Here is a 24,707-nt window from a genome sequence, read left to right as displayed (position 1 = left end):
GGTACGCTCAGGGGATCTTGTACTCCTGCGCCTTGCCGCAGTAGCTGATCCCCACGGGCGAGTTGCTGAACCGGCACACCTGCACGACCACCCGGTCGATGCTCAGCAACCCGTTCGACAGCTCGAAGGCGAACTTGACCTGCTCGTCATCCGCCTTGTACGTCTCGGAGTCCACGAGATCGGCACCCCGGTAGCCGCTGAACGTGACCGTGGAGTGCATGTCGTCGGGGAAGCAGATCGTCGGCAGTGCCTCGTCGGAGAGTATGCCTTCGACGTCGACGGCGGGATGCAGGACGGGGCCGTCGTACCGTTCGAGCGTGCCCTCCGCGACCCCGCGGCGGCACGTGTCGCCCGAGTCCGCCGCGAACGGCACGGCCTCGGCCGCGGAGGCGGGCGAGGCGGCCAGCAGCCCGGCGGCGAGCACGGCAGTCATCGTCAAACCTGCGAGCAGGCGCACGACATCACCTTTCCGTTGTGTGAGGGGGATTCCGATCACCCATCCTGAACGGAGGTCACCCGCCTGCCTGTGCCCGCGGTTACACCGGGCTCCACACGAGCGCCAGGAACCCGCGGCCCTCGCCGGCCGTCCCGGAGACCACGAACAGCTCGGTGCGCGGCTCCACGACGCCCGTGAACACCGCCACGCCGGCCGTCCCGCGAGGACGCGGGCCGGCTCGCAGCAGGGAGGCGTGGATGCGGCGCAGCTCCGGCGAAGGGTCGGTGCCCAGCTCGTCGGCCAGGCGGCGGCGCAGCCGCTCGTACAGGGCCAGAGCCTCGGCCTGCCGCCCGCACGCCCCCAGCACCACGAGCAGCCGCCCCCACAACGACTCCCGCAGCGGATGCCCGGCCGCCAGCCCCAGCAGCTCGGCGACCAGCTCGCCGTGCCGGCCCTCGGCCAGCCCCAGATCGACCCGCCGCTCCACCGCGCTCAGGTGCAGCTCCTGCAACGCCGGCGTGACGGCCGCGCGCAGCCAGTCGGAGCCGACCCCCTCGAACGGCGTGCCGCGCCACAGCCGGCCCGCCTCCTCCACCAGGGACCGCTCCGCCGCCGTCCCGCGCGCCCGGCCCGCCTCGGCCACCAGCGCGCGGAAACGCGGCACGTCCACCTGCCCGGGATCGACGTCCAGCAGGTAACCGTCCGGCGTCGTGCGGATCGCCGCCCGCCCGATCGCCCGGCGCAGGCGCGTCACGTACGTCTGCACGCTGCGCCGCGCGTTCCCCGGCAGCTCGTCCCCCCACAGGGCCAGCGCCAGCCGCTCCACGGTCACCGCCTCACCCGCGGACACCGCCAGCACGGCCAGCAACGCCCGCAGCCTGCCGGCGGTGATCCGGACCGGCACCCCGCCCCGCCGCACCTCCAGAGGCCCGAGCAACGCGATGCTCAACTGGTCCCGGTCCGTGCGCTGGTGCATCCGTCCGTCCATGCGTCCACTGTCGCGCCGCGCCCGTGGCCGGGCATCCGCCGCTCGGCGCGCGCGCCGCTACGCCGCACGCCGTAGCGGCCGCGCTCCGGGGACCGCCTCAGGGCGTGTGTCCGGCCGCCTTCAGACGGACGTCCCGAGCCGCATGCTCTCCCTGACCCGCGGCGACAGGAACGACGAGCGCGGCCCGGCCAGCGCCGCGTCCATGCGCTCCGACTGCCCCTTCGTGAACATGAACATGGCGGCGTCGTCCACGTAGTCCATGTAGTTCATGAACATGTCGCCGTTGGGCCCGTTGTCGCAGCTCACCTTGGGGAAGTCGGGGGTGCCGCGGTTGTTGCCGCCCTGGTTGGGGGTGTCGTCGACGAAGTCGGTGCCCGAGCAGCCGTCGCCGTCGTCGCCCCAGATGTGGCGCAGGTTGAACCAGTGCCCGATCTCGTGGGTGGCGGTACGCCCGCCGTCGTACGGGGCCGCGGCCGTGCCGGTGGTGCCGAACGCGCTGTGCAGGATCACGACCCCGTCGATCTCGGCGGGCCCGCCGGGGAACGTGGAGTACCCGAGCGCGCCCTTGAGCTCGCACACCCACAGGTTGAGGTAGCGGTCGGCGGGCCAGGCGTCGGAGCCGCCCCGGTCGCCGTACTTGACGCCGTGGTCCGGCTCGAACGACTCGACCGAGGTCTCCACGCGGACGACGCCCGAGGTGGGCTTGCCGTTCGGGTCGGTGTCGGCGAGCTTGAACTCCAGCCGCGCGTCGGCCACGAGGTCCTTCCACACCTCGGGCACCTTGTCGACGTCGGGGTTGGCCCGCCTGAAGTCCTCGTTCAGCACCTTGAACTGGCTGTCGATCTGCTCCTGTCCGATGTTCTGCTCGGGGGTGTGGTGGACGACGTGGACCACGACGGGGATCGTCACCACCTCCTCACGGGCCGCCGTCCTGGCGTTCTTCCTGGCGAACGTCTCGTTCTCGATGGCGGCCAGCGCGACCGCGTAGCGGGGGGAGGAGGCGATGAGCTGGTGGTGGACGGGCATGGTCGCGCAACGATCGGCTCTGGGCACGGGGGCTCCCTTTCGATGGCGCGGGGGCGTCGGGGCAGGGGATGGGGGCGCCGCACCACCCCGCTGGGGTGTTGGCTTTCTGCACCCCTACCCGTTGCGTAGTCGTTCAATCACGGAGAGTCAGGACTTGAACCTCCCGCCACGGGAGGTCCTACCGTCGTACCCGTGACCCGCAACGACGACGGCGAGCGCCGCTGGAGCATCGGTGAGCTGGCCAAGGCCACCGGCGTGACCATCCGCACGCTCTACCACTACGAGGAGATCGGCCTGGTCCCGGCGAGCGAGCGCACCGCGTCGGGCCACCGCCGCTATACCGAGGCCGACCTGCGCCGGCTCTACCGCGTGCGAGCGCTGCGCGGCCTCGGCCTGACGCTGGAGGAGATCGGCCGCGTCCTCGACCGCTCGGCCGACGACGTCACGGCGCTGCGCGCGCTGCTCGGCGCCCAGCTCGCCGAGCTCGACCTCCAGGCCGTCCGCATCGGGCAGCTCAGGGAGCGGATCGGCGGCCTGGTGGAGCTGCTCGACCACGCCGTCATGCCCGACCCCGAACGCGTCATGGCCGCGCTGGAGCTGCACTCCGTCTACGAGTCCTACTTCGACCAGGAGCTGCGCGACCATCTGGCGCGGCGCAGGGCCGAGCTCGGCCAGGTCCGCATGGACGACTACCGCACCGAATGGCTCGCCCTGCTGCGCGAGGCCCGGCGGCTCATGCTGGCCGGCACCCCCGTCGACGACCCCCTCGTGCAGGAGGTGACCCAGCGCTGGGCGGACCTCGCGGCCGGCCTCCAGGTGGGCGACCGGGAGGTCAACGAGCAGCTCACCAACGCCGGCATGGCGCTGTGGCGCAGGGCCGGCCCCCAGCTCAGCGCCGAGATCAGCCGCCAGATCGAGTGGCTGGAGGCCGACGACCTGCCCGCCGTCATCGACTACCTCCAGCGCGCCAGGAAGGTGCTGGAGAGCGGCTGACCGCGCCCGGCCTCATCCCTCTTCTCCGAAAGGACCCCCATGAGCATCACCTATCCCGCCGCCCCCCGGCGGCCGGAGCGCAACGAGGTCGGCGGGCTGGTGTTCGACGACCCCTACCAATGGCTGGAGGACGACGACGGCGACGGCGTGGCCGCCTGGCAGCGCGCCCAGGACGACCTGGCCCGCTCCTACGTGCACGCCTGGCCCCACTACGACCGCCTCGCCGCCCGCGTCGGCGAGCTCGTCGAGCAGATGGACGCCCGCAACCTCGTGGTCCCCGTCCGCCACGGCCCCCGATGGTTCCGCGCCCGCGTCCCCGACGGGCGCGACCTCATGGTGCTCGAGACGGCCGACGACGTCACCGGCCCCTGGCGGCCCGTCCTCGACCTCAACGAGCTGTCCACCGACGGCACCCCGCTGCGCATGAGCCCGCAGCCCTCACCTGACGGGCGGCTGCTGGCGTACTCGCTCGACGCGTCGGGGCGGGAGCTGCCCGAGCTCAAGGTCATCGAGATCGACACGGGCAAGGTCCTGCTGGACGGCGTCCCCCAGCAACGCCCCGGCCTGGTCGCCTGGCTCCCCGACTGCACCGGCTTCTTCTACATGGCCAACCACACCCCGCCCGCCACCGCCGCCGCCGCGCCCGGTGCGGGTGCGAAACCCGCGCCGCCGTCGCCGCTGCGCTGGCGGCTGTTCTTCCACCGCATCGGCCAGCCCCCGCCCACCGAGCCCGAGCCACTCGACATCCCGCACATGTACGCCATCCCCAAGATCTCCCGCGACGGCCGATGGGCCCTCCTCCAGGTCGACCACCTGCGGCCCCGGCCCCACTTCCTGGCCCGCCTCGACGAGCCGCAGGGCGAGGGCGAGCCGTCCTGGCAGTGGCGCGAGTTCATCACCGACACCGAGCACCTCTACAAGGGCGTGCTCGTCGGCGACTCCTACCTCGCCGTCACCACGGCCGGCGCCCCGCGCGGCAGGCTCGTCCGCATCCCGCTCGACACCCCCGGCGACCAGGCCACCTGGAGCGAGCTGATCCCCGGAAGCGACTCCGTGCTCACCGGCGTGACGCAGGCGGGCGACCGGCTGGTGCTCGGCGAGCTGGCCGACACCCCGTCCGGCATCGTCTCCCGCATCCGCGTCCTCACCCTCGACGGCGAAGACGTCGGCGAGGTGCCGCTGCCGGGCCCCGGCACGGTCAGCTCGGTCGCCCAGGGCGTCGTCGCCCTCGGCGTGATGGACCAGGTCATCGGCTGCGACGACGCCATCACCTTCGGCTACACCTCCTACACCCAGTCCCCGACGGTCCACCACTACGCCCTCCGCACCGGCACGCTCACCAAGCTGCAAGGGGCCGGCCACACCCTGCCCGGGCTGGTCACCACCCGCATCCTGGCCACCTCCGCCGACGGCACCCCCGTGCCCTGCACCCTGGTCCACCGCGCCGACCTCGACCGCTCCCGCCCCCACCCCACCCTCATCCACGCCTACGGCGGCTTCAACATCGCCGAGCTGGCCTCCTACCTGGGCCCGGTGGCGGCGTTCGTCGAGGCGGGCGGCGTGTACGCGCACGCCCACGTGCGCGGCGGCGGCGAGTTCGGGCTCCAATGGTGGGAGGCCGGCCGCCTGCACGCCAAACAGAACAGCTTCGACGACCTCTACGCCATCGCCCACCAGCTCATCGCCGACGGCATCACCACCCCCGACCGGCTGGCCGTGCAGGGCGCCTCCAACGGCGGCCTGCTCGCCGCCGTCGCCGCCACCCAACGGCCGGCGCTGTGGCGGGTGGCGGTGTGCCAGGCACCGAAACTCGACCTGATGCGCGTCGCCCGCGACCCGCTCGGCACCGCCGCGACCCTCCCCGAATACGGCAACCCGAACGACCCCGCCGACGCCCCCGTCCTCATGTCCTACTCCCCCTACCACCACATCGAGCCCGGCACCCCCTACCCGGCGATCCTCCTCGACGCCGGCGCCAACGACCCCCGCTGCCCCGCCTGGCACGCCCGCAAGTTCGCCGCCCGCGCCCAGGCCGCCACGACCTCCTCCCATCCGGTGTTGCTGCGGGTGTGGGAGGGCGCGGGGCACGGCGGGGCGAACTGGAGCACGATCGTGGAGCAGCAGACGTACTGGTTGGCGTTCGTCATGCGCGAACTGGGCCTGGTTCCGGTGACAGGCTGACCGCGCTGGAAGGGCTTCGGCGCGACGCATGGGGAGGATCGTGGCGGGTCGTACGGGAGAGGAGCATGGCTGGTCGCGTGGCTCGGTGAGCTGGTCCGATGGGCGTGTCGCCTCGGCGAGGCGGTTCGACGGTGATCGTCCTGTCGTTCCGATGCTCTACCGTACGGCCGAGAGAACCCGCCGTACGGGCCGTGGGCGCCTGTGGTGGGGCGGGGGAGCCCGGGCAGTGACGAGATCGCGGAGGAAGCGCCGAGTGAAGCACCAGTGCATGCGTCCCGACTCCATGAGCCACCAGCCGTGGCAGTGTCCGGAATGCGGCATCTTATGGGAGCCGCTGCCGCTGACCGCCGTCGTCCCGCCTCCTGAGCCGGAACGAGCCCGGATGAGCCGGAACACGCTCGTGGTCGTGCTGTCCATTGCCGCGGGGGTGGTGTGCCTGGGGGCGGCATTCATCTCGATGGAGGCGTTCAGCATCGCGGTGGCCGGCGTCATCCTGGTCGCTCTGATCCTCACGTACCGGTCCGACGACGACTGAGCGTGGGCGAGGGCATGGGCGTGAGGCTGGGGCGGCTGGTGGGCGGGCGGCCCCATTCGATCGGCTGGTGGGCAGGCAGCCCCGTTCGAGCGGCTTGCGGTGGGGCTGCCCGGCCCTGGGTGCGGCTAATCCGTGGTCATCGCACTGCTACCTGGGAGGCGGCTGTTCCGCCGTTGGGGGCCTGCCAGCCGGTTACCACCGTGGGGTTGGTGCTGAGGGGGCGGGTCAGGGGGATGGTGACGGTGGTGGTGCCCCTGGTCGGGATTTTGACGACGCGGCTGCCTGCCGTTCCCTGCGTGTCTCGGACGAACAGGTGGGCCTCGCCGCGGGAGGTGGTGCGGAGGGTGACCCGGACCGTGTCGCGAGCGGCGGAGGCCGCGAGGGTGTGGGCGGTTTGGGTGGGTGGGGCGGCGGGGCCGGAGGGTGGGACGTGGATGCGGACCGACTGTTCCAGGGACTGCGGTGAGTCGAGGCTGGACAGGGCGGTGTTCGGGATGATCGGCGTCGGTGGGGTGGTGGGGCGGTCGGGTGGGGGCTGGTAGCCGGGGAGGGTGGCCACGCCCCAGCGGTACGGGTCGCCCTGGACGCCGCCCCACGTCGACCAGCCGATGCGGGTCTGGCCGGTTCTGTCCTGGGTGTCGGAGTCGTAGACGAGGATGTTCAGGCCCAGGTGGGCGGGGTCGACCGCGCCGGGCAGGACCTCCATCGGGATGGACAGCTCCACCGTGTACGCGCCGGTCGAGACCTTCGAGGCGACCCGCATCCCCGGGGCGGTCTCCTCGCCGGGGCCCTGGCGGTTGTCGGCGTCGCGGAGGTGGCAGGGCGGGCCTTCGGCGGTCACCGGGAGCACGGCCGTTTTGAAGGTGGTTGAGGTGTTCTCGGACGTGCCGCGCGGGTCGAGGGTGATCTCCACCGAGTCCGTACGCCAGTGGCGCTTGCAGTCGGAGGCCGCCAGGCGGGTGCCGAGCACGTCGTCACGCACGTGCACCAGCACGTACAGGGTGTCGTCGTGCCAGGTCAGCTTGGCCGTGCCGGAGCAGTCGGCCGCCGAGGAGCACGCGGTGCCCTCCCAGAGGCGGGAGATGTCCAGGGCGGCGCCGCCGTACTCGCCGTCGGACTCGGCGCCGTCCACGGTGGGTGCGGCGGACGCCTGCGGCACCGACGTGGCGGGCACCAGCTCGAGGGCGGGGCGGCTGGTGGTGGTGCCGTCCTCGGCGGTGGTGGTGAGGGTGTAGGTGTAGTCGCCGCCCTCGTTCGAGGTCTTCAGGGTGGGGTCGGCGTTGGTGACGGTGAACGGGAGCGTCGTCGAGGCTCCCGCCGCGAGGTTCGTGTACGGGGCTTCGGTGCGGTCGGCGGTGAAGCCTGGCGGGAGGTCCATGCGTACGGTGCCGGAGCGGGGCGTGTCGCTCACGTTCGTGACCACGACGCCGACCTGCCGGGTGCCGCCGGACGGGAGGGTGAGCACGGGGGTGACCAGGCCGCGGAGTTGCGGCACGCCCACCTCGCCGGTCCACTTCTCGAACTGGGCCACCTGGGGGAGGGGCTGCTGTGCGGCCCGTACGGAGCGGCCGACCTCGACCTGCCGGTCCGTGTAGCCGCCGCCGCGCTCTGTCGTCAGCACGGCTCCGATGCGGGCGCGGCCCAGGGGTGCCTGGGAGGGCGGCGTCACGGTGAACGTCGCCGTGCCGCTGCGCCCCGCCGACAGCTTGCCCAGGTCGATGGTGCCCGGCGCCGTGACCGCGCGCGAGGAGCCGGGGCTCGGGGAGCCGGCTGAGGCTGGGGTGCTGGTCGAGTGCGAAGAGCCAGAGATCGAGGAGTCAGGGCGCGAGGGGTCAGGGCGCGAGGGGTCAGGGCGCGAGGGGTCAGGGCGCGAGGAGTCAGGGCGCGAGGGGTCAGGGCGCGAGGGGTCAGGGCGCGAGGGGTCAGGGCGCGAGGGGTCAGGGCGCGAGGGGTCAGGGCGCGAGGGGTCGGTTGGGTCTGGCGAAGTGGGTGCGCCGGAGGTCTGCGTCGTGCTGGCCTGTGCGTCAGGTGTGTCCGTGGTGTTGGCCTGTGCGTCAGGTGTGTCTGTGGTGTTGGCCTGTGCCTCAGGTGTGTCCGTGGTGCTCGCCTGGGGGTCGGGTGTGTTCGCGGGGCTGGTGGCCTGGGCGTCGTTCGCGTTCGCCGGGTCGGCCTTCCAGCCCTCGGGGAGGCGGAGGGTGACGGAGGAGCGGCCGAGGGGTTCGCGGGGTGGTGCCTGGGCAGTGACCTCGACGGTGAACGGCGTGCCGGGGCGGACGTCGAACGTGCTGGTGCGCAGGCTGAGCCGGGTGCCGAGCGGGGCGCTGCCGTTCGGCCTGGTCAGGGCGCCGTCGAGGATGGCGGTCGGGGCGGCGGCGGCCGGGGTGCCGGGCTCGGGGAAGGGGACGCGCGCGTCCACCTGCGTGAAGAAGTCGCAGGTGAGCTGGGCCGGGTCGGTCGGTACGTCGGGGAAGCCGGCCCAGCCCTGGGAGGCGTAGACGCGTTGTGCGTCGCGTTCCACGGCCGCCCACGTCTTGCCGCGGCTCGGCGAGGGGCGGCCGCTCCACACGCCGTAGACGTTCTGTGCGGGGTTCGTGGGGCGGAAGGTCGAAGCGCAATCGGGGCCGGGCTGCGAGGTGCCGCGGGCGCCGCCGGTGAGCAGGCGGGCGGGCGCGAACGGGCGCAGTCCCTCCCGGCTGATCTGCTCGGGGAACCTCTTCGGGTCGGCCGCCGCGTAGAACGCCTCCACGGCCAGCCGGGCGGCCTCCTGGTGGTTGCCGTGGTTGCCCGGGGTGGGGGCCGGGTCCATGGTGAGCAGGATCTCGGGCCGGGTCGTGCGGACGAGCCGGACCACCTTCTCCAGGGTGTCGCCGCCCCACACCTGGTCGGTCAGCGGCGCGCTGACGGTGTAGTAGAAGTCGACGTCGTCGAGGTTGAACACCTCCCCGATGCCCGCCTTGCCGACGGCCGAGCGTTCCTCGGCCTCGCGCAGCAGCCCGAGCGCGGGGCCCTCCTCGGGGCCGACGGCGTTGCCGCCGCCCTCGCCCCTGGTGACGGTGACGACGCCGGTGCGGACGTCGTGGTCCTCGTTCCACTGGCCGAGCGTGGACAGGGTGAACGCCTCGTCGTCGGGGTGGGCGCCGATGAACAGGGCGTCGAGGTCCACGGCCGCGGCGGCCCCGGTGCCGGCGGCGGCGGGGGTGGTGGGTGCGAGGGCGAGGGTGAGCGTGAGTGCGGCCGCGGCGGCGAGCGCCCGGGTCGCGAGCGGAGAGCGGGCGGTGGCCGTGGGCCCGGCCGCCGGTCTGGCGGGTCTGGTACGCATCGAACCTCCGGTGGTTTACTCGCGGACCGCCCCCTGGAGCAGCCCGCGGACGAAGTGGCGCTGGAGGAACAGGTAGAAGATCACGACGGGCGTGGCCACGATGACCGAGCCGGCCGCCAGCAGCGTGAACCCGGAGGTGTACTGCCCCTGGAAGAAGGCCAGTCCCAAGGGCGCGGTCCGCAGCGACTCGCTGGTCACCATGATGAGCGGGATGAGGAACTCGTTCCACGTCCACATGAACACGAGCACGGTCAGCGTGACCACGGCCGGCCGGGCGGCGGGCAGCAGGACCTGCCAGAGGATGCGCCAGCTCGACGCGCCGTCGATGCGGGCCGCCTCGACGATCGCGCGGTTCGAGGCGAGGAAGTAGGCCCGCATCCAGAACGTGCCGAACGCCACGGACAGCGCCACCTGCGGCAGCGAGATCGACCAGAACGTGTCGATCAGCCCGAGGGAGCGTAGGTCGAAGTAGAGCGGCACGGCGACGGCCTCGCTCGGCATCATGATCCCGAGCATGAACAGGTAGAACAGCAGGGACCGGCCGCGGAAGCGCATGGTGCCGAACGCGTACCCGCTCATGATGGACAGCACGACGCTGACGACCACGACGAACACCGACACGGCGAGGCTGGTGCGCAGGTAGGAGCCGAACCGGCCGATCTCCCAGGCGGCGGCGAAGTTGGCGAGCCCGGCGGTGCCGCCGCGCCGGGCCGGGCCGAGCGCGGCGGCCAGGATGACGACGACGGGGTAGAGGGCGAAGGCGGCGAAGAGGGACAGGATGATGTAGTTGGCCGCCCGTTCCCCGCGCGAGATCACCGGATCCTCCCGTTCACGAGGTCCTCCTGTCGGCGAAGCGGTTGATCCCGAACGAGATCACGAAGATCACGACGGTGAGCGTGACGCCGATGGCCGCCGCCGAGCCGACCTGGCCCAGCCCGAAGGCCCGGTGGTAGACCTCGTACGACGGCACGGACGTGGAGTCGCCGGGGCCGCCGCGCGTGGTGACGTACACGAGGTCGAAGGTGCGCAGCGCGGCGATCACCGTCAGCGTCAGCGCGACCGCGATCTCCGCGCGCACCGACGGCAGCGTGACGGCGAAGAACTCGCGCACGGCCCCGGCCCCGTCGAGGCGCGCCGCCTCGTACAGCGACAGGGGGATGCGGCTCATCCCGGCCAGCAGCAGCACGGTCACCAGCCCCGTCTCGAACCAGGTGCCGACCACGCCCACCGCCGGCAGTGCGAAGGTGTAGTCGCCCAGCCAGCCGCGCGTCAGCGCGTCGAGGCCGAGCGCGCCGAGCAGCGCGTTGAGCGAGCCGTCGGGGGCGTAGACGCGCCGCCACGCGACCGCCACCACGACCATGGCGATGACCTGCGGCAGGAACACGACGGTACGGAAGAAGCCGAGCCCGCGCACCTTGGCGTGGTTGAGTATCGCGGCCAGCGCCAGGCCGATGACCAGCGGCGCGGCGGCGTAGAAGACGATGAGGACGAGGGCGTGCCCGAACGCGGCCCGCAGGCCCTCGTCGGCGACGATGGCCACGTAGTTGTCGAGGCCGGCCCAGGTGCCGAGGGACAGGCCGTCCCAGTCGTACAGGGAGATCTGCACGGCCCGGCCGATCGGGTACAGCAGGAACACCGCATAGACGGCGAAGGCGGGCAGCAGGTACAGGTAGGCGACGCGACGGGGCTCGCCGGGGGGTGCCGCCATCCTCAGCCGTTGCTCTCGGCGAAGGTCTTGTAGTCCTTCTCCAGCGTGGCGAGGAAGTCGCGGGGCGCCGCCTTCTTGGCCAGCAGATCCTGGAGGGCCGCGCCGAGCGTGTCGGCGAAGGTGGGGGTGGCGTAGTCGAGGTACGGCACCAGCCCGTCCTTGGCGGTCACCGTCCCGAACGCGGTGAACACCTCCCGCTGCGGCCCGTCGGCGACCGTCTGCTCGCCGGTGTCGGCGACGGGCAGGTTGCCGGTCTCGGTCAGCACCTTCATCGCGTCCTCGCTGGTGATGAAGTCGATGTACGCGGCCGCCGCGTCGGGGTGCGGGCTCTTGGCCGTGATCGCGAACGGCAGCCCGGTGCCCCCGGTCGCCACCGGCGCGGCGTCGGCCGTGGCGCCGGGCGGCAGCATGAACCCGAGGTCCGCGCCGAGCGCCTTCCGCAGGTCGGCCAGCAGCCAGGTGCCCGCGATGAGGAAGACGCCCTGGCCCTTGCCGAACGCCTGCCACGCCGCGTCGTACCCCTGCCCGTTGAAGCCCTTGGCGAAGTAACCCTTGTCCACCCAGCTCACGAGCTGCTCGGCGGCCTTGACGTTCTCGGGCGTGGTCCAGGAGGCGCCCTTGCGGCCGAAGGCGAGCGTGCCGATCTGGGAGGGCGGCACGGTGCGGCCCTGCACGGTGCCGAACACGTGCACGGCCGGCCACTTGTCGAGGTTGCCGAACTGCAGGGGCACCTCGCCGCCCGTCTTGGCCCGGTCGAGGGCGGTCTCGAACTCGGCCCACGTCCTGGGCGGCCGCAGCCCGAGCTTTTTCAGCTTGGCGGCGTTGTAGAAGATGCCGACGACCTCGCCGACCTGCGGCAGGCCGTACAGGTTGCCCTCGCCGAAGAGCTTGCCGTCGGCGCTGTAGCGCGAGTACCGCAGCACCGACTCCGGGTAGCGGCTCTTCCATCCGTACGCCTGCGCGTAGGCGTCGAGGGGACGCAGCTGGCCCGCCTTGACGAACGCCCCCATGGAGGAGCGGCCGTTGTTGGCCTCCACCACGTCCGGCGGCTCGTTGCCGCTCAGGGCCAGGCGCAGCGTGGTGTTCAGGTCGTCGAAGGAGCGGGAGACCCGGTTGAGCTTGATGTTGGGGTACTTGGCCTGGAAGGCGGCGTTCAGCTTCTCCATCTGGGCGGCCTGGCCGCCGCGCACCTCCTGGTCCCAGACCGTCAGGGTGACGTTGCCGAGCCCGGCGGCGTCGGTGCGCACGGCCGTGGCGCTCGCCTGCGGGGAGGAGGCGGCGGGAGGGGCGGAGGAGCCGGGCGCGCACCCGGCCGCGCAGGCGGCCACGGCGCTCGCGGCGAGCAGGGCCAGCGCCCTGACACCGCGCGGCTGACGCTTCTGTACGGTCAACGGCTTACTCCTTCTGCACGGGCGCGCGCGGCGCATCCGGGCCCCCGTCCTCCAGGGCGGGCGCCTCGGCGGCGGGGTGGGTCACGGTCCGGTCCGGCCGCTTACCCGGTACGGGCGGCGCCATGCCCACGTCGGCGTACCGGGCGATGGTGGCGGCGGCGCGGCGCACGGCCCCCACCGGCACCGACGGCACCAGCCGGTCGAGGAAGGCGTAGCGGCGGGCCAGCGCGGTGCCGTAGGCGCCACTGTGGTCGGCGGCGGCCCGCACCTCGTGCCACCAGTCGGCGATGTCGCCCCAGCCGGGCGCGGCCAGCGAGCCGCCGAACTGCTGCACCGCCAGCGCCGCGCACACCCCGGCGAACGCCAGCCGGTCGGTCAGCGGCCAGTGGCACAGCGTGCCGAGCACGATGCCGGCGCCGAACACGTCGCCCGCGCCCGTCGGGTCGAGCGCCGTCACCCGGGGCGCCGGCACGAACGCCTCCTCGCCCGTCGTCGAGTCGATCGCCATGGCGCCGTTGGCGCCGTCGGTCACCACGGCCAGCGGCACCTTGTCGGCGATCGCGTACAGCGCGTCTCTCGGCGTCTCGGTGCCGGTGTAGGCCATGGCCTCGGTCGCGTTCGGCATGAACGCGTGGCAGACCTCCAACTGGTCGAGCACGGAGCGGGACCAGACGCCCGACGGGTCCCAGCCGACGTCGGCGAAGATGAGCGAGCCCTCGCGGTGCGCCAGCTCCGCCCAGTTGCACGCGCTGCCGGGCTCGCCCAGCGGCTCCTCCGCCGACAGGCTCACGATCACCGCGCGGGAGCGGGGCGGCTTGCCGATCATCTCGGAGGCCGGCATCGGGGCGGGATGGCCGTGCGTGACCATGCTGCGGTCGCGGTCGACCGCCATGGACACCGTCACCGGCGAGTGCCAGTGCTCGAACCGCCTGGACCTCGACAGGTCCACCGCCTCCTGCTGCTCCAGCGTGCGCCAGCAGAAGTCGCCGTAGTCGTCGTCGCCGAACGCGGCCGCCAGCGACGTGCGCAGCCCCAGCCTGCTGGTCGCGATGGCCAGGTTCGCGATGCCGCCCGGGCAGGAGCCCATGCCCTCCGCCCAGATCTCCGTGCCGGCCGCGGGCATCGCCGGCAGGCCGGTGAAGATGATGTCCAGGAAGACAGTCCCGGCCAGGAACACGTCGAACTGCGGACCCTCCGGGGTGCGCTCGCCGGCGAGAGGGTCGTACGCCTGGGCAGACACGAGAGCAAGACCTCCTCGACACACCGGTTGTGCGCAATCTTGCACGTTTGCTCGAACACTTCAAGGGTGCGATGCTCACTTCTGCGCGAATTTGACTGATAGGATCCCGCTGTGCTCCAGCGCCTCCGGCATGCCGAGATCATGCGCCGCGTCCGCACGTCGGGCGCCACGAGCGTGCGTGATCTGGCCAGTCAGCTCGGCGTGAGCCCGTCCACCATCCGCAGGGACCTCGAGGTGCTCGACCGCGACGGCACGCTGCGCCGGGTGCGCGGCGGCGCGCTGCCCTGCGCCGACGCCGACACCGACCGGCCGTTCGCGGAGGTGGCCGGCACCGACGGGCAGGACAAGGAGGCGGTCGCCGCCCGCGCCGCCCGGCTCGTCGCCGACGGCGACGTGGTCCTGCTCGACATCGGCACCACCACGATGCGGCTGGCCCGGCGGCTGCGCGGGCGCCGCGTCACCGTCGTCACCTCCAGCCTCGCCGTCCTCGACGTGCTGCGCACCGACCCCGACGTGGAGCTGCTGCTGCTCGGCGGCATGGTGCGGCGGCCCTACCACTCGCTGGTCGGGGTGCTGACCGAGGCCGCGCTCGGGCAGGTGGTGGCCGACCGCGTGTTCCTGGGCGCCAGCGGGGTGCGCCCCGACGGGCAGCTCGTCGACACCACGCTGGCCGAGGTGCCGCTCAAGCGCGCGATGATGGCCGCCGCCGGGCAGGTCGTGCTGCTCGTCGACCGGCACAAGTTCCCCGGCACCGGCGCGCTGCGGGTGTGCGGGCCCGAGGACATCGACGTGCTCGTCACCAACGACGGCGCCGACGAGGCCACGCTGCGCGCCTGCACCGCCGCCGGCGTCGAGGTGCTGCTCGCGTGAAGGTTCGGACGTAAGGGGAGAGGATGAGGCTGGCCGTTCTCGGCGGCGGAGGGTTCCGCGTCCCGCTGGTGTACGGCGCGCTGCTGCGCGACACCGCCGAGCCGCGGGTGCGGGAGGTGGTGCTGTACGACGTCTCGCCCGAGCGGCTGGAGGCCGTCTCCCACGTGCTGCGCGGCCTGGCCGCCGGCCACGACGACCCGCCCCTCGTCCGCACCACGACCGACCTCGACTCCGCGCTGCGTGACGCCGCCTTCGTCTTCTCCGCCATCCGCGTCGGCGGGCTGGCGGGCCGCGTCGCCGACGAGCGGGTGGCGCTGGAGCTGGGCCTGCTCGGGCAGGAGACCACCGGGCCCGGCGGCGTCGCCTTCGGGCTGCGCACGGTGCCGGTCGCGGTCCACGTCGCCGAACGCGTCGCCGCGCTCGCCCCCGGCGCCTGGGTGATCAACTTCACCAACCCCGCCGGCATGATCACCGAGGCGATGCAGCGGGTGCTCGGCGACCGCGTCGTCGGCATCTGCGACTCGCCCATCGGGCTGGTCCGGCGGGCCGCCGCCGCGCTCGGGCTCGACCCCGGCCGCGTCTCGCCCGACTATGTGGGGCTCAACCACCTCGGCTGGCTGCGCGGCCTGACGTACGAGGGGCGCGACGTGCTGCCCCGGCTGCTCGCCGACGACGCCCTGCTGCGGCAGGTCGAGGAGGCCCGCCTGCTCGGGCCCGACTGGGTGCGGACGCTGGGGGCGCTGCCGAACGAGTACCTGTACTACTACTACTTCACCCGGGAAGCGGTGGCGTCGACCTCGGGGCGCACCCGGGGGGAGTCGCTGGTCGAGCAGCAGGACCGCTTCTACGCCGCCGCCCTGGCCCGGCCCGCCGAGGCGCCGGACGCGTGGGCGCGGGCCCGCAAGGAGCGCGACACCTCGTACATGGCGGAGGAGCGCGACGCCACCGGCGCCGGCGAGCGGTCGGCGGCCGACCTGGAGGCGGGCGGGTACGAAGGCATCGCGCTGGCGCTCATGGCCGCGATCGCGCGCGGCGAGCCCGCCACCATGATCCTCAACGTGCGCAACGGCACGGCGGTGACGGGGCTGCCGCCGGACGCCGTCGTGGAGATCCCCTGCATGGTGGACGGCGCCGGCGTGCGGCCCCTGGCCGCCGGCGCCCCGCCCGGGCGCTTCCTGGGGCTGATGCAGCAGGTCAAGGCCGTGGAGCAGACGGCCGTCGAAGCGGCGCTGACGGGGTCGTCGCGGCTGGCGGTGGCGGCGTTCGCGCTGCACCCGCTGGTGGACTCGGTCAGCACGGGGCAGCGGCTCCTCGACGGCTACCGCGCCCGCATCCCCGAACTGGCCGCCGTCTTCCCGTCCTGACCGCGGCAGGGGCCGAGGCCCCGCGTGCCGCACGTGACGACGGTCGTGCTCATCGGGAAGCCGTCTCCGCCCTGGCCGCGGCCGTCGCCTTGATGCCGAGGTCGAGGAAGCGCCCGATGACCTGCCGCTCCTCGTCCGTGAACGTCTCGATCGCCTCCGTCAGGTGGCGTCCGAGCGGGGCGAAGAAGCGGCGGGCCAGCCGGGCGGCCTGCTCGTTCAGCGTGACCTCGACCTTGCGCCGGTCGGTGGCGCTGCGCCGCCGCTCGACGTGCCCGGCCTGCTCCAGCCGGTCGATCAGGGCGGTGGTGGCGGGCGGGCTGAGGTTGAGCGCGGCGCCGAGGCCGCCCGGGGTGAGCGGCGTGCCGGCGCGGGCCGCGTCGAGGATGACGACGAGGGCGTTGAGGTCCGTGCGGTGCAGCCCGTGCTGCGCGGCGAAGCGCTCGGCGAACCGGTCGCTTTCCACGTTCAGCGCCCGCATCATCACCATCAGTTCGAACGCGCCGGGCGCGTCCCCTTCGTCCGTCATGCCGATTATCATTCCATGACAGAAACATTCCATGATGGAAATACCTGGACGGAGCCCCCATGACGGCGCTGCGGAACGTCGGCGCGGGCCGCGCCCTGCTCATCGGCGTGGCGGCAAGCGCGGCCATGACGGGCCTGATCTGGCTGCTCGGCGGGCGGCTGCGGGGCGTCGAGCTGCTGCCCGACCAGGGCGCGTCCTGGTACTACTGGAAGCTCCCGCACCCCACCCTGTGGACCCGCCTGTCGGCCTGGCTCGGCTACGCGGCCCACCAGCTCGCGTTCTGGTGGCTGATCCACTACGCGCAGACCAGGGTCCGCCGCTACACGAACGGCCTGCACCCGGTCAACGTCGCCGCCCTCGCCGTGAACACCGGCTTCGTCGCCCTGCACGTCCTGCAGACCCACCTGTTCTACGACGGGCTGGCGCAGGACGTGTCCATCTACAGCTCCCAGGGCTCGGTGATCCTGCTGCTCGTCGTCGTGCTGCTCATGGAGAACCGGCGGCGCGGACTCCTCCTCGGCAGGCCCGTGCCGCTCGGCCGGGCCGTCGTGGACCTGGCCCGCCGCTACCACGGCTACCTGTTCAGCTGGGCCGCCGTCTACACCTTCTGGTACCACCCGGCCGAGGCCACCTCCGGCCACCTGATCGGCTTCTTCTACATGTTCCTGCTGCTCCTCCAGGGCTCGCTCTTCCTGACCAGGGCGCACACCAACCGCTGGTGGACGTTCACCCTGGAGGCGACCGTCGCCGTGCACGGCACGCTGGTGGCCGTCATGACCTCGGGCCCCGGCGGGATCTGGCCGATGTTCCTGTTCGGCTTCCTGGGGGTGTTCGTCGTCACCCAGATGCACGGCCTCGGCCTGCCGGCCGCCGTCCGGTGGGTGCTGGCCGCCTGCTACGCCGGCGCCGTCATGCTCGTGTACGGGTTGCGCGGCGAGCTCGCCGGCGCGGCGGGCGAGATCGTCAGGATCCCCGTCATCGAGTACCTGCTGGTGGGCGTGCTCGCCCTGCTGATCTGGCTCGGCCTGCGCGTCGCCGCGTTCTTCAGGACGCCCGCGGCCGCTTCGCCGGAGGCGTCGGCAGGGGCTCCGTCAGCAGCTCGGCCAGGCGGTCCGCGAGGCGGGTGAGCCGGTCCAGGCCGGGGCCGCCGCGCGCGAGGCGGAACCCGTGGCGCCGGCCCCAGAACCCGGCCCGCACGGCGTGGAACTGCGCCCACCGCCCCACCCGCCCGCGATCCAGCCCGGCCGCCTCCGCGAAGCCGTCGAGAGCGCGGCGCACGGCCGCGGCCAGGTCGCCGGTCTCCACGAGCCTGAGTGCGAGCGCCTTCAGCAGCGTGCCGCCGTCGTAGGCGGGATCTCCCACGTGCCCCTTGGGATCGACGGCCAGCCACGGCTCCCGATCGGCCCGCAGGATGTTCCTGGGGTGCAGGTCGCCGTGCACGAGGAGGTCCGGCTGCGCGGGGCCCAGCTCCCGGGCGGTGGCCACGGCGGCCCCGACCACATGGGCGGGCAGCGCGTGCGGCAGCTCCGCGGCGTCCTTGAGCAGCTCCTCCTCCCACTCGCCGGCCTGCTCGCGCAGCCGGGGCAGGCCGGGCGGCGCGGGGATCGCCAGCCGGCGGCTGAGCCGCCCCGCCACCGTCACCATCTCCTCCACGTCGCCGCACTCCGCGAGGGTGGCCGGGCGCGCCCGCTCCAGCAGCATGGCGTAGCGCTCGTCGGCGCTCGAACAGCCGGACGGCGCCGCGCCCGCGCCAGGCGGCGAAGGCGTCCGGCTCGTGCACGTTGCCGGGGTGCGGGAACGACACCTTGATCACGGCCTTGACCACGGCGTCGTCGCCGCCCGCCCGCCGCACGGGCACGATCACGCCGACGCCGCCGTGCCGCACCTCGCCGCCGGGCACGCACGCCCACCGCTCCAGCAGCTCCGCCACGATCCCGGGCAGCGCGGCCACCCAGTCCGCGCCGGCCTGGCCCTCCCGCTCGACCGTCGCCTGCGCGAACGCCTCCGGCACCCGGATCACCGGCGGGGACCTCTCACGACCCGCCGCGAGGCGCGGGGAAGAGCCGTCCCGGTCAAGACTCGCCGTGGTTCATCGGGAAGAACCGTTCCGTGAGCGCCATCCACGCGGCGAACGTCACGCAGCCGCTCTCGAAGGCGACCAGCCGGGAGTCCCACGTGTCGCCGGGCCGCTCGGCCCGGGCCGCCGAGCGCAGCAGCGCCAGCCCGCCGGCCAGGTTGGCCGCGCCCCACAGCAGGTTGACCGCCGGTCCGGAGCCGCGCCCGGCCAGTGGCGTCAGGTGGCGGTGCCCGGTGACGGCGGTGGCCAGGTGTGGAGCGCTGTTGGCCACCAGCAGCCCGGCCACGAACGAGCGCGCCCGCGGCGTGAGCCTCACCGGTCCGCCCCCGCCCGTGCGTCCTGCGGCGTGAGCCTCACCGGTCCGCACCCCAGCCGTGCGTCTTCATGAGCCGGGCCGCGACCCGGGCGAACCGGTCGCCGTCGAGCACCGCGCCCTCGCGCCTGATGTCGTCCTCGTCCAGCACGAACACCCGGTCCAGCCGCAGGTACGACACCCGCCCGTCGCGGCCCCACGCGCCGAGTTCCAGCCAGTCGGGCCCGTCGTCGCCCTTGCTGGAGAGCATCATGGCGAGCAGCCGGCGGCCCGTGCGGCCCACGACCAGCAGCGGCCGGTCCTTGCCCCGGGACGGGTCCTCCTCGTACGGGACCCACGCCCAGACGATCTCCCCGGGGTCGGCCAGGCCGTCGAGGTCGGGGGAGTAGGCCAGGGTGACGGCCTCCCGCAGTGAGTGGATCTCGCGTACCGCTCCCCGGACCGGCCGGGGGTCCTCTCCTAGATCGCGCATCCACCGGAGCATACGGACCCGCCGCCCGGCAGGAAAGCCGGACAGGAAAGCGCGTCAGGCCCGGCCCGTCAGGCCCGGCCCGGTGAAGAACGTCCGCACGTCCGCGGCGAACAGGTCGGGCGCCTGGAGCGCGGCGTAGTGGCCGCCGCGCGGCGGCTCCGACCAGTGCACCACGTTGTGCACCTGCTCGGCGTAGCGCCGCACGGTGGTGTCGCCGGGGAAGACGGCGATCCCGGTGGGCGTCGGGTCGGGTGCGGCGGGCGGCGCCCAGTCGGGGGCGCTCTCCTTGTAGAGGCGGCCGGCGGTGCCCGCGGTGCCGGTGAACCAGTAGATGGCCACGTTGGTGAGGATGTCGTCGGGGGAGAGCCCGCCGTCGTCCTGGCCCCAGGAGGCGAACGCGTCGAGGTTCCAGGCGAGCAGCCCGGCGGGGGAGTCGGTGAGGGCGTAGGCGAGGGTCTGCGGCCGGGTGCCCTGGATGACGGCGTATCCGGAGTGCTCCTGCCACTCGGCGACGCCGGCGGCGCGCGCCCGCTCCTCCTCCGTCAGCCCGGACAGGTCGTCGGTGGGGAACGCGGTCACCGAGGCGTTCAGGTGCACCCCGGCGACCCGGCCGGGGGCGGCCCTGGCGACGGCGGCCGAGATGAGCGAGCCGAAGTCGCCGCCCTGCACGCCGAACCGGTCGTACCCGAGCCGGTCCATCAGCGTGATCCACGCGGCGGCCACCCGCCGCACGCCCCAGCCGGGGGTGCGGGTGGGCCCGGAGAAGGCGAAGCCGGGGATGGACGGGATGATGAGGTGGAAGTCCGCGCTGAGCGGCCCGGCCACCCGCGCGAAGTCGGCGAACGTGCTGGGCCAGCCGTGCGTGAGCAGCAGCGGCAGCGCGCCGGGGCGGGCCGAGCGGACGTGCGCGAAGTGCACGGGCTGCCCGTCGATCTCGGTCGTGTACTGCGGCAGCGCGTTCAGCCGCGCCTCGTGGGCGCGCCAGGAGTAGCCGTCGAGCCAGTACGCGGCCAGCTCGCGCACCGCCCGCGGCGGCACCCCGTACGACCAGGCGCTGTCCTCGATCGCATGGGGCCAGATGGTGCGCTCCAGGCGCTCGCGCAGGTCGTCGAGCCGGTCCTGGGGAATGTCGATGACGAAGGGGTTCATGCGGAGCACGGTAGGCGGCATCGCGGCCAGTTACGGGCCACAATGGACGCGTGCTGCACACGTCCGCGCGACTCCTGCGCCTGCTGTCCCTCCTGCAGACCCGGCGCGACTGGTCGAGCGCCGACCTGGCGGAGCGGCTGGGCGTGGCCCCGAGGACGGTGCGGCGCGATGTGGAGCGGCTGCGCGCCCTCGGCTACCCGGTGCACTCGGCGCCGGGCGTGGCGGGCGGCTACCGCCTGGCCGCGGGCGCCGACCTGCCGCCGCTGCTGCTCGACGACGAGGAGGCCGTGGCGGTCGCGGTGGGGCTGCGGACGGCGGCGAACGGCACCGTGACCGGCATCGAGGAGACCTCGCTGCGCGCGCTGGCCAAGCTGGAGCAGGTGCTGCCGGCCCGCCTTCGCCACCGGGTCAACACGCTGCAGACCCACACGGTGCGGATCAACCGGGAGGGCCCCACGGTGGACGCCGAGGTGCTGACCCGCGTCGCCGCCGCCTGCCGCGACCGCGAGCAGCTGCGCTTCGACTACACCGGTCACGACGGCGTGGCCGCCTGCCGCAGCGCGGAGCCGTACGGGCTGGTCAGCAAGGGCAACCGCTGGTACCTCGTCGCGTGGGACACCGACCGCCGCGACTGGCGCACCTTCCGCGCCGACCGGATGCGCCTGCGCACCCCCAACGGCCCCCGCTTCGCGCCGCGCGAGCCGCCCGAGCCCGACGTGGCCGCGTGGGTGCAGCGCCGGCTGGCGCACGAGATGTGGCCGGTCGAGGCCCGCTTCCTGCTGCACGCGCCCGCCGAGCGGGTGGCGGGCCGGGTCTCCGGCACCGTCGAGCCGCTGGACGGCGAGCGGTGCCTGCTGACCCTGCGCGGCGACGACCCGCACACGATGGCCGTCGTCGTGGCCTTCCTCGACGTGGACTTCGAGGTGCTGGAGCCGGTCGAGCTGAAGGAACGGCTGCGCGCGCTCGGCAGCCGCCTGAGCGCCGTCTAAAAGGCCGATCACCGTCTGAAGAGCCGGCCGCTGTCCGAATTGCCGGCCGCTGCCCGGACTGCCGGCCGCTGACGGGAGCGCCGATCTCTGACTAGAATATCGTTCTGTGACGTCAGCGTTCTTCACGCGCAAGCGGGACGAGCTCGTCCCCGCTCCGCACGCCCGAGGCCCCTGGTCCCCCGACATGCTCCACGGCCGCCTGCTCGGCGGGCTGGCCGCCCGCAGCCTCGAAGAGCACCACGCCGAGCCCGGCCTGCGCTTCGCCCGCCTGACCGTCGACCTGTTCCGCAACAGCCCGATGCTGCCCGTCACCGTCGAGACCACGCTGGTCAGGAACGGCCGCCGGATCCGGGTGGCCGACGCCGTGCTCTCCACCGAGCAGGGCGTGATCGCGCGCGCGAGCGCGGTGCTGCTGCGCGAGAGCGAGCAGCCCGACGGTGAGCGCTCGCTCGTCACGCCCGCCTGGGACGAGGCGCCGCCCGCCGCGCCGCCGGTCGAGGGCGACGGCTGGCGCCCGCCGTTCGACCTGTGGTGGGTGACGCCCTTCGCCGCGCCGGGGCGCGCCTGGATGCGCGAGAAGCACCCGCTGGTGGACGACGAGCCGCTGACCCCGTTCGTCCGCGCCGCGCTGGCCGCCGACTTCGCCAGCCCGCTCGCCAACACCCAGCCCGGCGGCCTGCGCTTCATCAACGCCGACTACACGCTGACGCTGGCCAGGCTCCCCGAGAGCGACCTGATCGGGGTCGAGGCCACCGGGCACGTGAGCGCCGACGGCGTCGCGACCGGCCAGGTGACCATGCACGACACCGCCGGCCCGCTCGGCTTCTGCGTGGTCACCGCGCTCGCCAACCCGGTGATCGGCGGGCGCTGACTCTTCAGGCGGACCTGCTGACGGACGGGGGCTACGCCGGCCGCTCCGTACGGTCGCCGGACCAGTCGGTGTGGAAGGTGCCCTCCTTGTCCACCCGCCGGTAGGTGTGCGCGCCGAAGAAGTCGCGCAGTCCCTGCACCAGCGCCGCCGGGAGGCGGTCGCGGCGCAGCCCGTCGTAGTAGGCCAGGGCCGAGGAGAAGCCGGGCGTCGGCACGCCGATCTGCACCGCCGTCGTCACCACGCGCCGCCACGACTCCTGCGCCGCCTCCAGCGCGCCCGCGAACGTCGGGTCGGCCAGCAGCGTCGGCAGGTTCGGGTTCGCGTCGTAGGCCGCCCTGATCCGGTCGAGGAACTTGGCCCTGATGATGCACCCGCCCCGCCAGATCGTGGCCATGGCGCCCAGGTCGAGGTCCCAGCCGTACTCCTTTGAGGCCGCCGCCATCTGGTCGAAGCCCTGCGCGTAGGCGACGATCTTGGAGGCGTACAGGGCCTGCCGCACGTCCTCGATCAGCTCGCGCCCGCCGACCCCGGACAGGTCGGGGCCGGCCAGCGAGCGCGCCGCGGCCCGCTGCTCCGGGTGGCCCGACAGCGCCCGCGCGAACGTGGCCTCCGCGATGCCCGTCACCGGCACGCCCAGGTCGAGGGCGCTCTGCACGGTCCAGCGGCCGGTGCCCTTCTGCTCCGCCTGGTCCACCACGAGGTCCACGAACGGCTTGCCCGTCTCGGCGTCCACCTGGTCGAGCACCTCGGCGGTGATCTCGATCAGGTAGGAGTCGAGCTCGCCGCGGTTCCACTCCCTGAACACCTCGGCCAGCTCCGCCGGCGTCGCGCCCAGAGCCTGCCGCAGCAGGTCGTACGACTCCGCGATGAGCTGCATGTCGGAGTACTCGATGCCGTTGTGCACCATCTTCACGAAGTGCCCGGCGCCGTCGGGGCCCACGTGCACCGAGCACGGCACGCCGTCGACCTTGGCCGCGATGTCCTGGAGGATCGGGCCCAGCGCCTCCCACGACTCCTTCGAGCCGCCCGGCATGATGCTCGGGCCGTTCAGCGCGCCCTCCTCGCCGCCGGAGATGCCGGTGCCGACGAAGTGCAGGCCGCGCTCGCGCAGCGCCGCCTCGCGCCGCCGCGTGTCCTCGAAGTGCGCGTTGCCGCCATCGACGATCATGTCGCCGGGCTCCATCAGGTCGGCGAGCTGGTCGATCACCGCGTCGGTGCCGGCGCCCGCCTTCACCATGATGATCGCGCGCCGCGGCCGCTTCAGCGACGCCACGAACGCGGCGAGGTCCTCCGACGGGATGAACGTGCCCTCGCCGCCGAACTCCTTCACCAGCTGCTCGGTACGGCCGTGCGAGCGGTTGTGCACGGCCACCGCGTAGCCGTGCCTGGCCAGGTTCCTGGCCAGGTTGCGCCCCATGGTCGCCAGACCGGTGACGCCGATGTCTGCCAAGTCCATCTCAGCTCCTCTTCGGGGAATACGCATGATCCAGCTCGGGGGTTCGCGGGGATATTCCCGTGACGGTGACCCTGCTCAGTCGCCCTGCTCAGTCGTCCTGATCAGTCGCTCTGGCGGACGCCGAGCTCGTCGAGGCGGTCCAGCATGTCCGCCGGGTCGGCGTACACGCGGAACGCGCCCGCCCGCTCCAGCTCGTCCCTGCCATACCCGCCGGACAGCAGCCCGATGCCGAGCGCGCCGGCCCGGCGGGCGGCCAGCAGGTCCCACACGCTGTCGCCCACCACCATGGCGTGCGCCGGGTCCACCCGCACCAGCGCCGCTCCGGCGAGGAACAGGTCGGGGTCGGGCTTGGCCCGCCGCACCAGGTCACGCGTCACCATCGGGGTGTCCTCCGGCAGGTCCAGCATGCCGAGCGCGAGGCGGGCGGTGCGGGCGTACCCGCTGGTGCAGATCGCCCACGGGACGCCGCGCGCGGTCAGCTCGCCCAGCAGCTCCGTCGCGCCGGGCAGCGGCTTGACCGAGTGGACCTGCTGCTCGTAGGCGTCGGCATGGTGGGTCTGCAGCTCGTCGATCTGCTCCCGGGTCAGCTTGAGCCCGGTCTCGCGCAGCAGCGCGCTGACGAACAGCCCGCCGCTCATGCCGATGCGGCGGTGGATGCGCCACACCGACAGGTCGATGCCCATCCCGGACAGTGCCTGCCGCCAGGCCACCACGTGCTGGTAGACGCTGTCGATCAGGGTGCCGTCGAGGTCGAACAGGAACGCGGGCGTGGGTGCCTCCGGGAAGTCGTGCATGCGTCCATG

22 protein-coding genes and 1 pseudogene are annotated in these 24,707 nt (G+C 73.4%); 8 read left to right on the top strand and 15 right to left on the bottom strand.

Going from position 1 to position 24,707, the window contains the following annotated elements:
- Positions 1-7: 7 nt before the first annotated feature.
- The 3 genes from KIS93_RS62430 to KIS93_RS62420 all read right to left on the bottom strand — a co-directional run bounded on the left by KIS93_RS62430 (position 8) and on the right by KIS93_RS62420 (position 2,477).
- On the bottom strand, positions 8-433 hold the full coding sequence (locus tag KIS93_RS62430; RefSeq protein WP_155127988.1) for a hypothetical protein: 426 nt from the start codon (positions 431-433) through the stop codon (positions 8-10).
- A gap of 103 nt (positions 434-536) precedes the next feature.
- Positions 537-1,424, bottom strand: coding sequence for an AfsR/SARP family transcriptional regulator (locus tag KIS93_RS62425; RefSeq protein ID WP_080040403.1), 888 nt, complete (start codon positions 1,422-1,424; stop codon positions 537-539).
- Positions 1,425-1,544: 120 nt separating this feature from the next.
- Positions 1,545-2,477 carry a zinc metalloprotease gene (locus KIS93_RS62420; protein WP_222108202.1) on the bottom strand — a complete coding sequence of 311 codons (933 nt, stop codon included), beginning with the start codon at positions 2,475-2,477 and terminating at the stop codon, positions 1,545-1,547.
- 165 nt (positions 2,478-2,642) lie between these two features.
- On the opposite strand from KIS93_RS62420, the gene KIS93_RS62415 reads away from it, so the two are divergent.
- The 3 genes from KIS93_RS62415 (at position 2,643) to KIS93_RS62405 (ending at position 6,159) form a co-directional block, all read left to right on the top strand.
- Positions 2,643-3,443, top strand: a complete 801-nt coding sequence (locus KIS93_RS62415; protein WP_080040401.1) for a MerR family transcriptional regulator — start codon at positions 2,643-2,645, stop codon at positions 3,441-3,443.
- A 39-nt stretch (positions 3,444-3,482) separates the two neighbouring features.
- Positions 3,483-5,624 carry a prolyl oligopeptidase family serine peptidase gene (locus tag KIS93_RS62410; RefSeq protein WP_186405192.1) on the top strand — a complete coding sequence of 714 codons (2,142 nt, stop codon included), beginning with the start codon at positions 3,483-3,485 and terminating at the stop codon, positions 5,622-5,624.
- Positions 5,625-6,006: 382 nt separating this feature from the next.
- Positions 6,007-6,159: a hypothetical protein gene (locus tag KIS93_RS62405; RefSeq protein ID WP_155127983.1), complete on the top strand. Its 153-nt coding sequence runs from the start codon at positions 6,007-6,009 to the stop codon at positions 6,157-6,159.
- A gap of 136 nt (positions 6,160-6,295) precedes the next feature.
- Here KIS93_RS62405 and KIS93_RS67155 read toward each other — a convergent pair whose 3' ends face one another.
- From KIS93_RS67155 to KIS93_RS62375, 5 genes are read right to left on the bottom strand one after another with little or no spacing between them, the layout of a single operon-like run.
- The gene (locus KIS93_RS67155; RefSeq protein ID WP_246005578.1) at positions 6,296-9,478 is read right to left on the bottom strand and encodes a sugar-binding protein; all 3,183 of its coding nucleotides are present in this window, start codon (positions 9,476-9,478) and stop codon (positions 6,296-6,298) included.
- A gap of 15 nt (positions 9,479-9,493) precedes the next feature.
- Positions 9,494-10,294 (bottom strand): carbohydrate ABC transporter permease, encoded by an 801-nt coding sequence (locus KIS93_RS68210; protein ID WP_080040398.1) that lies wholly within the window; start codon positions 10,292-10,294, stop codon positions 9,494-9,496.
- A gap of 13 nt (positions 10,295-10,307) precedes the next feature.
- Positions 10,308-11,186 (bottom strand): carbohydrate ABC transporter permease, encoded by an 879-nt coding sequence (locus KIS93_RS62385; RefSeq protein WP_080040397.1) that lies wholly within the window; start codon positions 11,184-11,186, stop codon positions 10,308-10,310.
- 2 nt (positions 11,187-11,188) lie between these two features.
- Positions 11,189-12,577, bottom strand: a complete 1,389-nt coding sequence (locus tag KIS93_RS62380) for an extracellular solute-binding protein (protein WP_230466330.1) — start codon at positions 12,575-12,577, stop codon at positions 11,189-11,191.
- 4 nt (positions 12,578-12,581) lie between these two features.
- Positions 12,582-13,817 (bottom strand): carbohydrate kinase family protein, encoded by a 1,236-nt coding sequence (locus tag KIS93_RS62375; RefSeq protein ID WP_080040395.1) that lies wholly within the window; start codon positions 13,815-13,817, stop codon positions 12,582-12,584.
- A gap of 111 nt (positions 13,818-13,928) precedes the next feature.
- Between KIS93_RS62375 and KIS93_RS62370 the strand changes: the two genes are divergently transcribed.
- Both KIS93_RS62370 and KIS93_RS62365 read left to right on the top strand, forming a co-directional pair.
- A complete protein-coding gene (locus KIS93_RS62370; protein WP_080040394.1) occupies positions 13,929-14,687 on the top strand; it encodes a DeoR/GlpR family DNA-binding transcription regulator in 759 nt (252 codons plus the stop codon).
- A 23-nt stretch (positions 14,688-14,710) separates the two neighbouring features.
- Positions 14,711-16,051, top strand: a complete 1,341-nt coding sequence (locus tag KIS93_RS62365) for a 6-phospho-beta-glucosidase (RefSeq protein ID WP_080040393.1) — start codon at positions 14,711-14,713, stop codon at positions 16,049-16,051.
- 49 nt (positions 16,052-16,100) lie between these two features.
- On the opposite strand, the gene KIS93_RS62360 is transcribed toward KIS93_RS62365, so the two are convergent.
- Positions 16,101-16,577 carry a MarR family winged helix-turn-helix transcriptional regulator gene (locus KIS93_RS62360; protein ID WP_080040392.1) on the bottom strand — a complete coding sequence of 159 codons (477 nt, stop codon included), beginning with the start codon at positions 16,575-16,577 and terminating at the stop codon, positions 16,101-16,103.
- Positions 16,578-16,636: 59 nt separating this feature from the next.
- On the opposite strand from KIS93_RS62360, the gene KIS93_RS62355 reads away from it, so the two are divergent.
- Positions 16,637-17,704 carry a hypothetical protein gene (locus KIS93_RS62355; RefSeq protein WP_230466329.1) on the top strand — a complete coding sequence of 356 codons (1,068 nt, stop codon included), beginning with the start codon at positions 16,637-16,639 and terminating at the stop codon, positions 17,702-17,704.
- On the opposite strand, the pseudogene KIS93_RS62350 reads toward KIS93_RS62355, so the two are convergent.
- The 4 genes and pseudogenes from KIS93_RS62350 to KIS93_RS62335 all read right to left on the bottom strand — a co-directional run.
- A pseudogene (locus KIS93_RS62350) lies at positions 17,622-18,287 on the bottom strand (aminoglycoside phosphotransferase family protein); the annotation flags it as partial. The gene KIS93_RS62355 and the pseudogene KIS93_RS62350 sit on opposite strands and share 83 nt — an antisense overlap.
- A gap of 362 nt (positions 18,288-18,649) precedes the next feature.
- Positions 18,650-18,970 carry a hypothetical protein gene (locus tag KIS93_RS62345; protein WP_080040391.1) on the bottom strand — a complete coding sequence of 107 codons (321 nt, stop codon included), beginning with the start codon at positions 18,968-18,970 and terminating at the stop codon, positions 18,650-18,652.
- Positions 18,971-19,007: 37 nt separating this feature from the next.
- Complete coding sequence (locus tag KIS93_RS62340; protein ID WP_080040390.1) at positions 19,008-19,439, bottom strand: type II toxin-antitoxin system PemK/MazF family toxin; 432 nt, start codon at positions 19,437-19,439, stop codon at positions 19,008-19,010.
- A 54-nt stretch (positions 19,440-19,493) separates the two neighbouring features.
- Positions 19,494-20,588, bottom strand: coding sequence for an epoxide hydrolase family protein (locus tag KIS93_RS62335; RefSeq protein WP_155127980.1), 1,095 nt, complete (start codon positions 20,586-20,588; stop codon positions 19,494-19,496).
- 50 nt (positions 20,589-20,638) lie between these two features.
- Between KIS93_RS62335 and KIS93_RS62330 the strand changes: the two genes are divergently transcribed.
- Both KIS93_RS62330 and KIS93_RS62325 read left to right on the top strand, forming a co-directional pair.
- Positions 20,639-21,577, top strand: coding sequence for a helix-turn-helix transcriptional regulator (locus tag KIS93_RS62330; RefSeq protein ID WP_080040388.1), 939 nt, complete (start codon positions 20,639-20,641; stop codon positions 21,575-21,577).
- Positions 21,578-21,683: 106 nt separating this feature from the next.
- Complete coding sequence (locus tag KIS93_RS62325) at positions 21,684-22,448, top strand: acyl-CoA thioesterase domain-containing protein (protein WP_230466328.1); 765 nt, start codon at positions 21,684-21,686, stop codon at positions 22,446-22,448.
- A gap of 31 nt (positions 22,449-22,479) precedes the next feature.
- On the opposite strand, the gene gndA is transcribed toward KIS93_RS62325, so the two are convergent.
- Positions 22,480-23,904, bottom strand: coding sequence for an NADP-dependent phosphogluconate dehydrogenase (gene gndA, locus KIS93_RS62320; RefSeq protein ID WP_080040387.1), 1,425 nt, complete (start codon positions 23,902-23,904; stop codon positions 22,480-22,482).
- A 101-nt stretch (positions 23,905-24,005) separates the two neighbouring features.
- Complete coding sequence (locus KIS93_RS62315; RefSeq protein ID WP_080040386.1) at positions 24,006-24,698, bottom strand: HAD family hydrolase; 693 nt, start codon at positions 24,696-24,698, stop codon at positions 24,006-24,008.
- Between the last annotated feature and the right edge of the window lie 9 nt (positions 24,699-24,707).

The organism is [Actinomadura] parvosata subsp. kistnae, assembly GCF_900323885.1.
Lineage (GTDB): Bacteria > Actinomycetota > Actinomycetes > Streptosporangiales > Streptosporangiaceae > Nonomuraea > Nonomuraea composti.
Note: the sequence above shows the minus strand (reverse complement) of the source record. Positions and strands in the feature narration are given on the sequence as shown.

Coding starts and splice junctions, on each gene's coding strand:
- KIS93_RS62385 (WP_080040397.1), bottom strand. CDS start 11,186: ATGGCGGCACCCCCCGGCGAGCCCCGTCGCGTCGCCTACCTGTACCTG.
- KIS93_RS62365 (WP_080040393.1), top strand. CDS start 14,711: ATGAGGCTGGCCGTTCTCGGCGGCGGAGGGTTCCGCGTCCCGCTGGTG.
- gndA (WP_080040387.1), bottom strand. CDS start 23,904: ATGGACTTGGCAGACATCGGCGTCACCGGTCTGGCGACCATGGGGCGC.
- KIS93_RS62355 (WP_230466329.1), top strand. CDS start 16,637: ATGACGGCGCTGCGGAACGTCGGCGCGGGCCGCGCCCTGCTCATCGGC.
- KIS93_RS62430 (WP_155127988.1), bottom strand. CDS start 433: ATGACTGCCGTGCTCGCCGCCGGGCTGCTGGCCGCCTCGCCCGCCTCC.
- KIS93_RS62340 (WP_080040390.1), bottom strand. CDS start 19,439: ATGCGCGATCTAGGAGAGGACCCCCGGCCGGTCCGGGGAGCGGTACGC.
- KIS93_RS62405 (WP_155127983.1), top strand. CDS start 6,007: ATGAGCCGGAACACGCTCGTGGTCGTGCTGTCCATTGCCGCGGGGGTG.
- KIS93_RS62410 (WP_186405192.1), top strand. CDS start 3,483: ATGAGCATCACCTATCCCGCCGCCCCCCGGCGGCCGGAGCGCAACGAG.
- KIS93_RS62360 (WP_080040392.1), bottom strand. CDS start 16,577: ATGACGGACGAAGGGGACGCGCCCGGCGCGTTCGAACTGATGGTGATG.
- KIS93_RS62425 (WP_080040403.1), bottom strand. CDS start 1,424: ATGGACGGACGGATGCACCAGCGCACGGACCGGGACCAGTTGAGCATC.
- KIS93_RS62335 (WP_155127980.1), bottom strand. CDS start 20,588: ATGAACCCCTTCGTCATCGACATTCCCCAGGACCGGCTCGACGACCTG.
- KIS93_RS62315 (WP_080040386.1), bottom strand. CDS start 24,698: ATGCACGACTTCCCGGAGGCACCCACGCCCGCGTTCCTGTTCGACCTC.
- KIS93_RS67155 (WP_246005578.1), bottom strand. CDS start 9,478: ATGCGTACCAGACCCGCCAGACCGGCGGCCGGGCCCACGGCCACCGCC.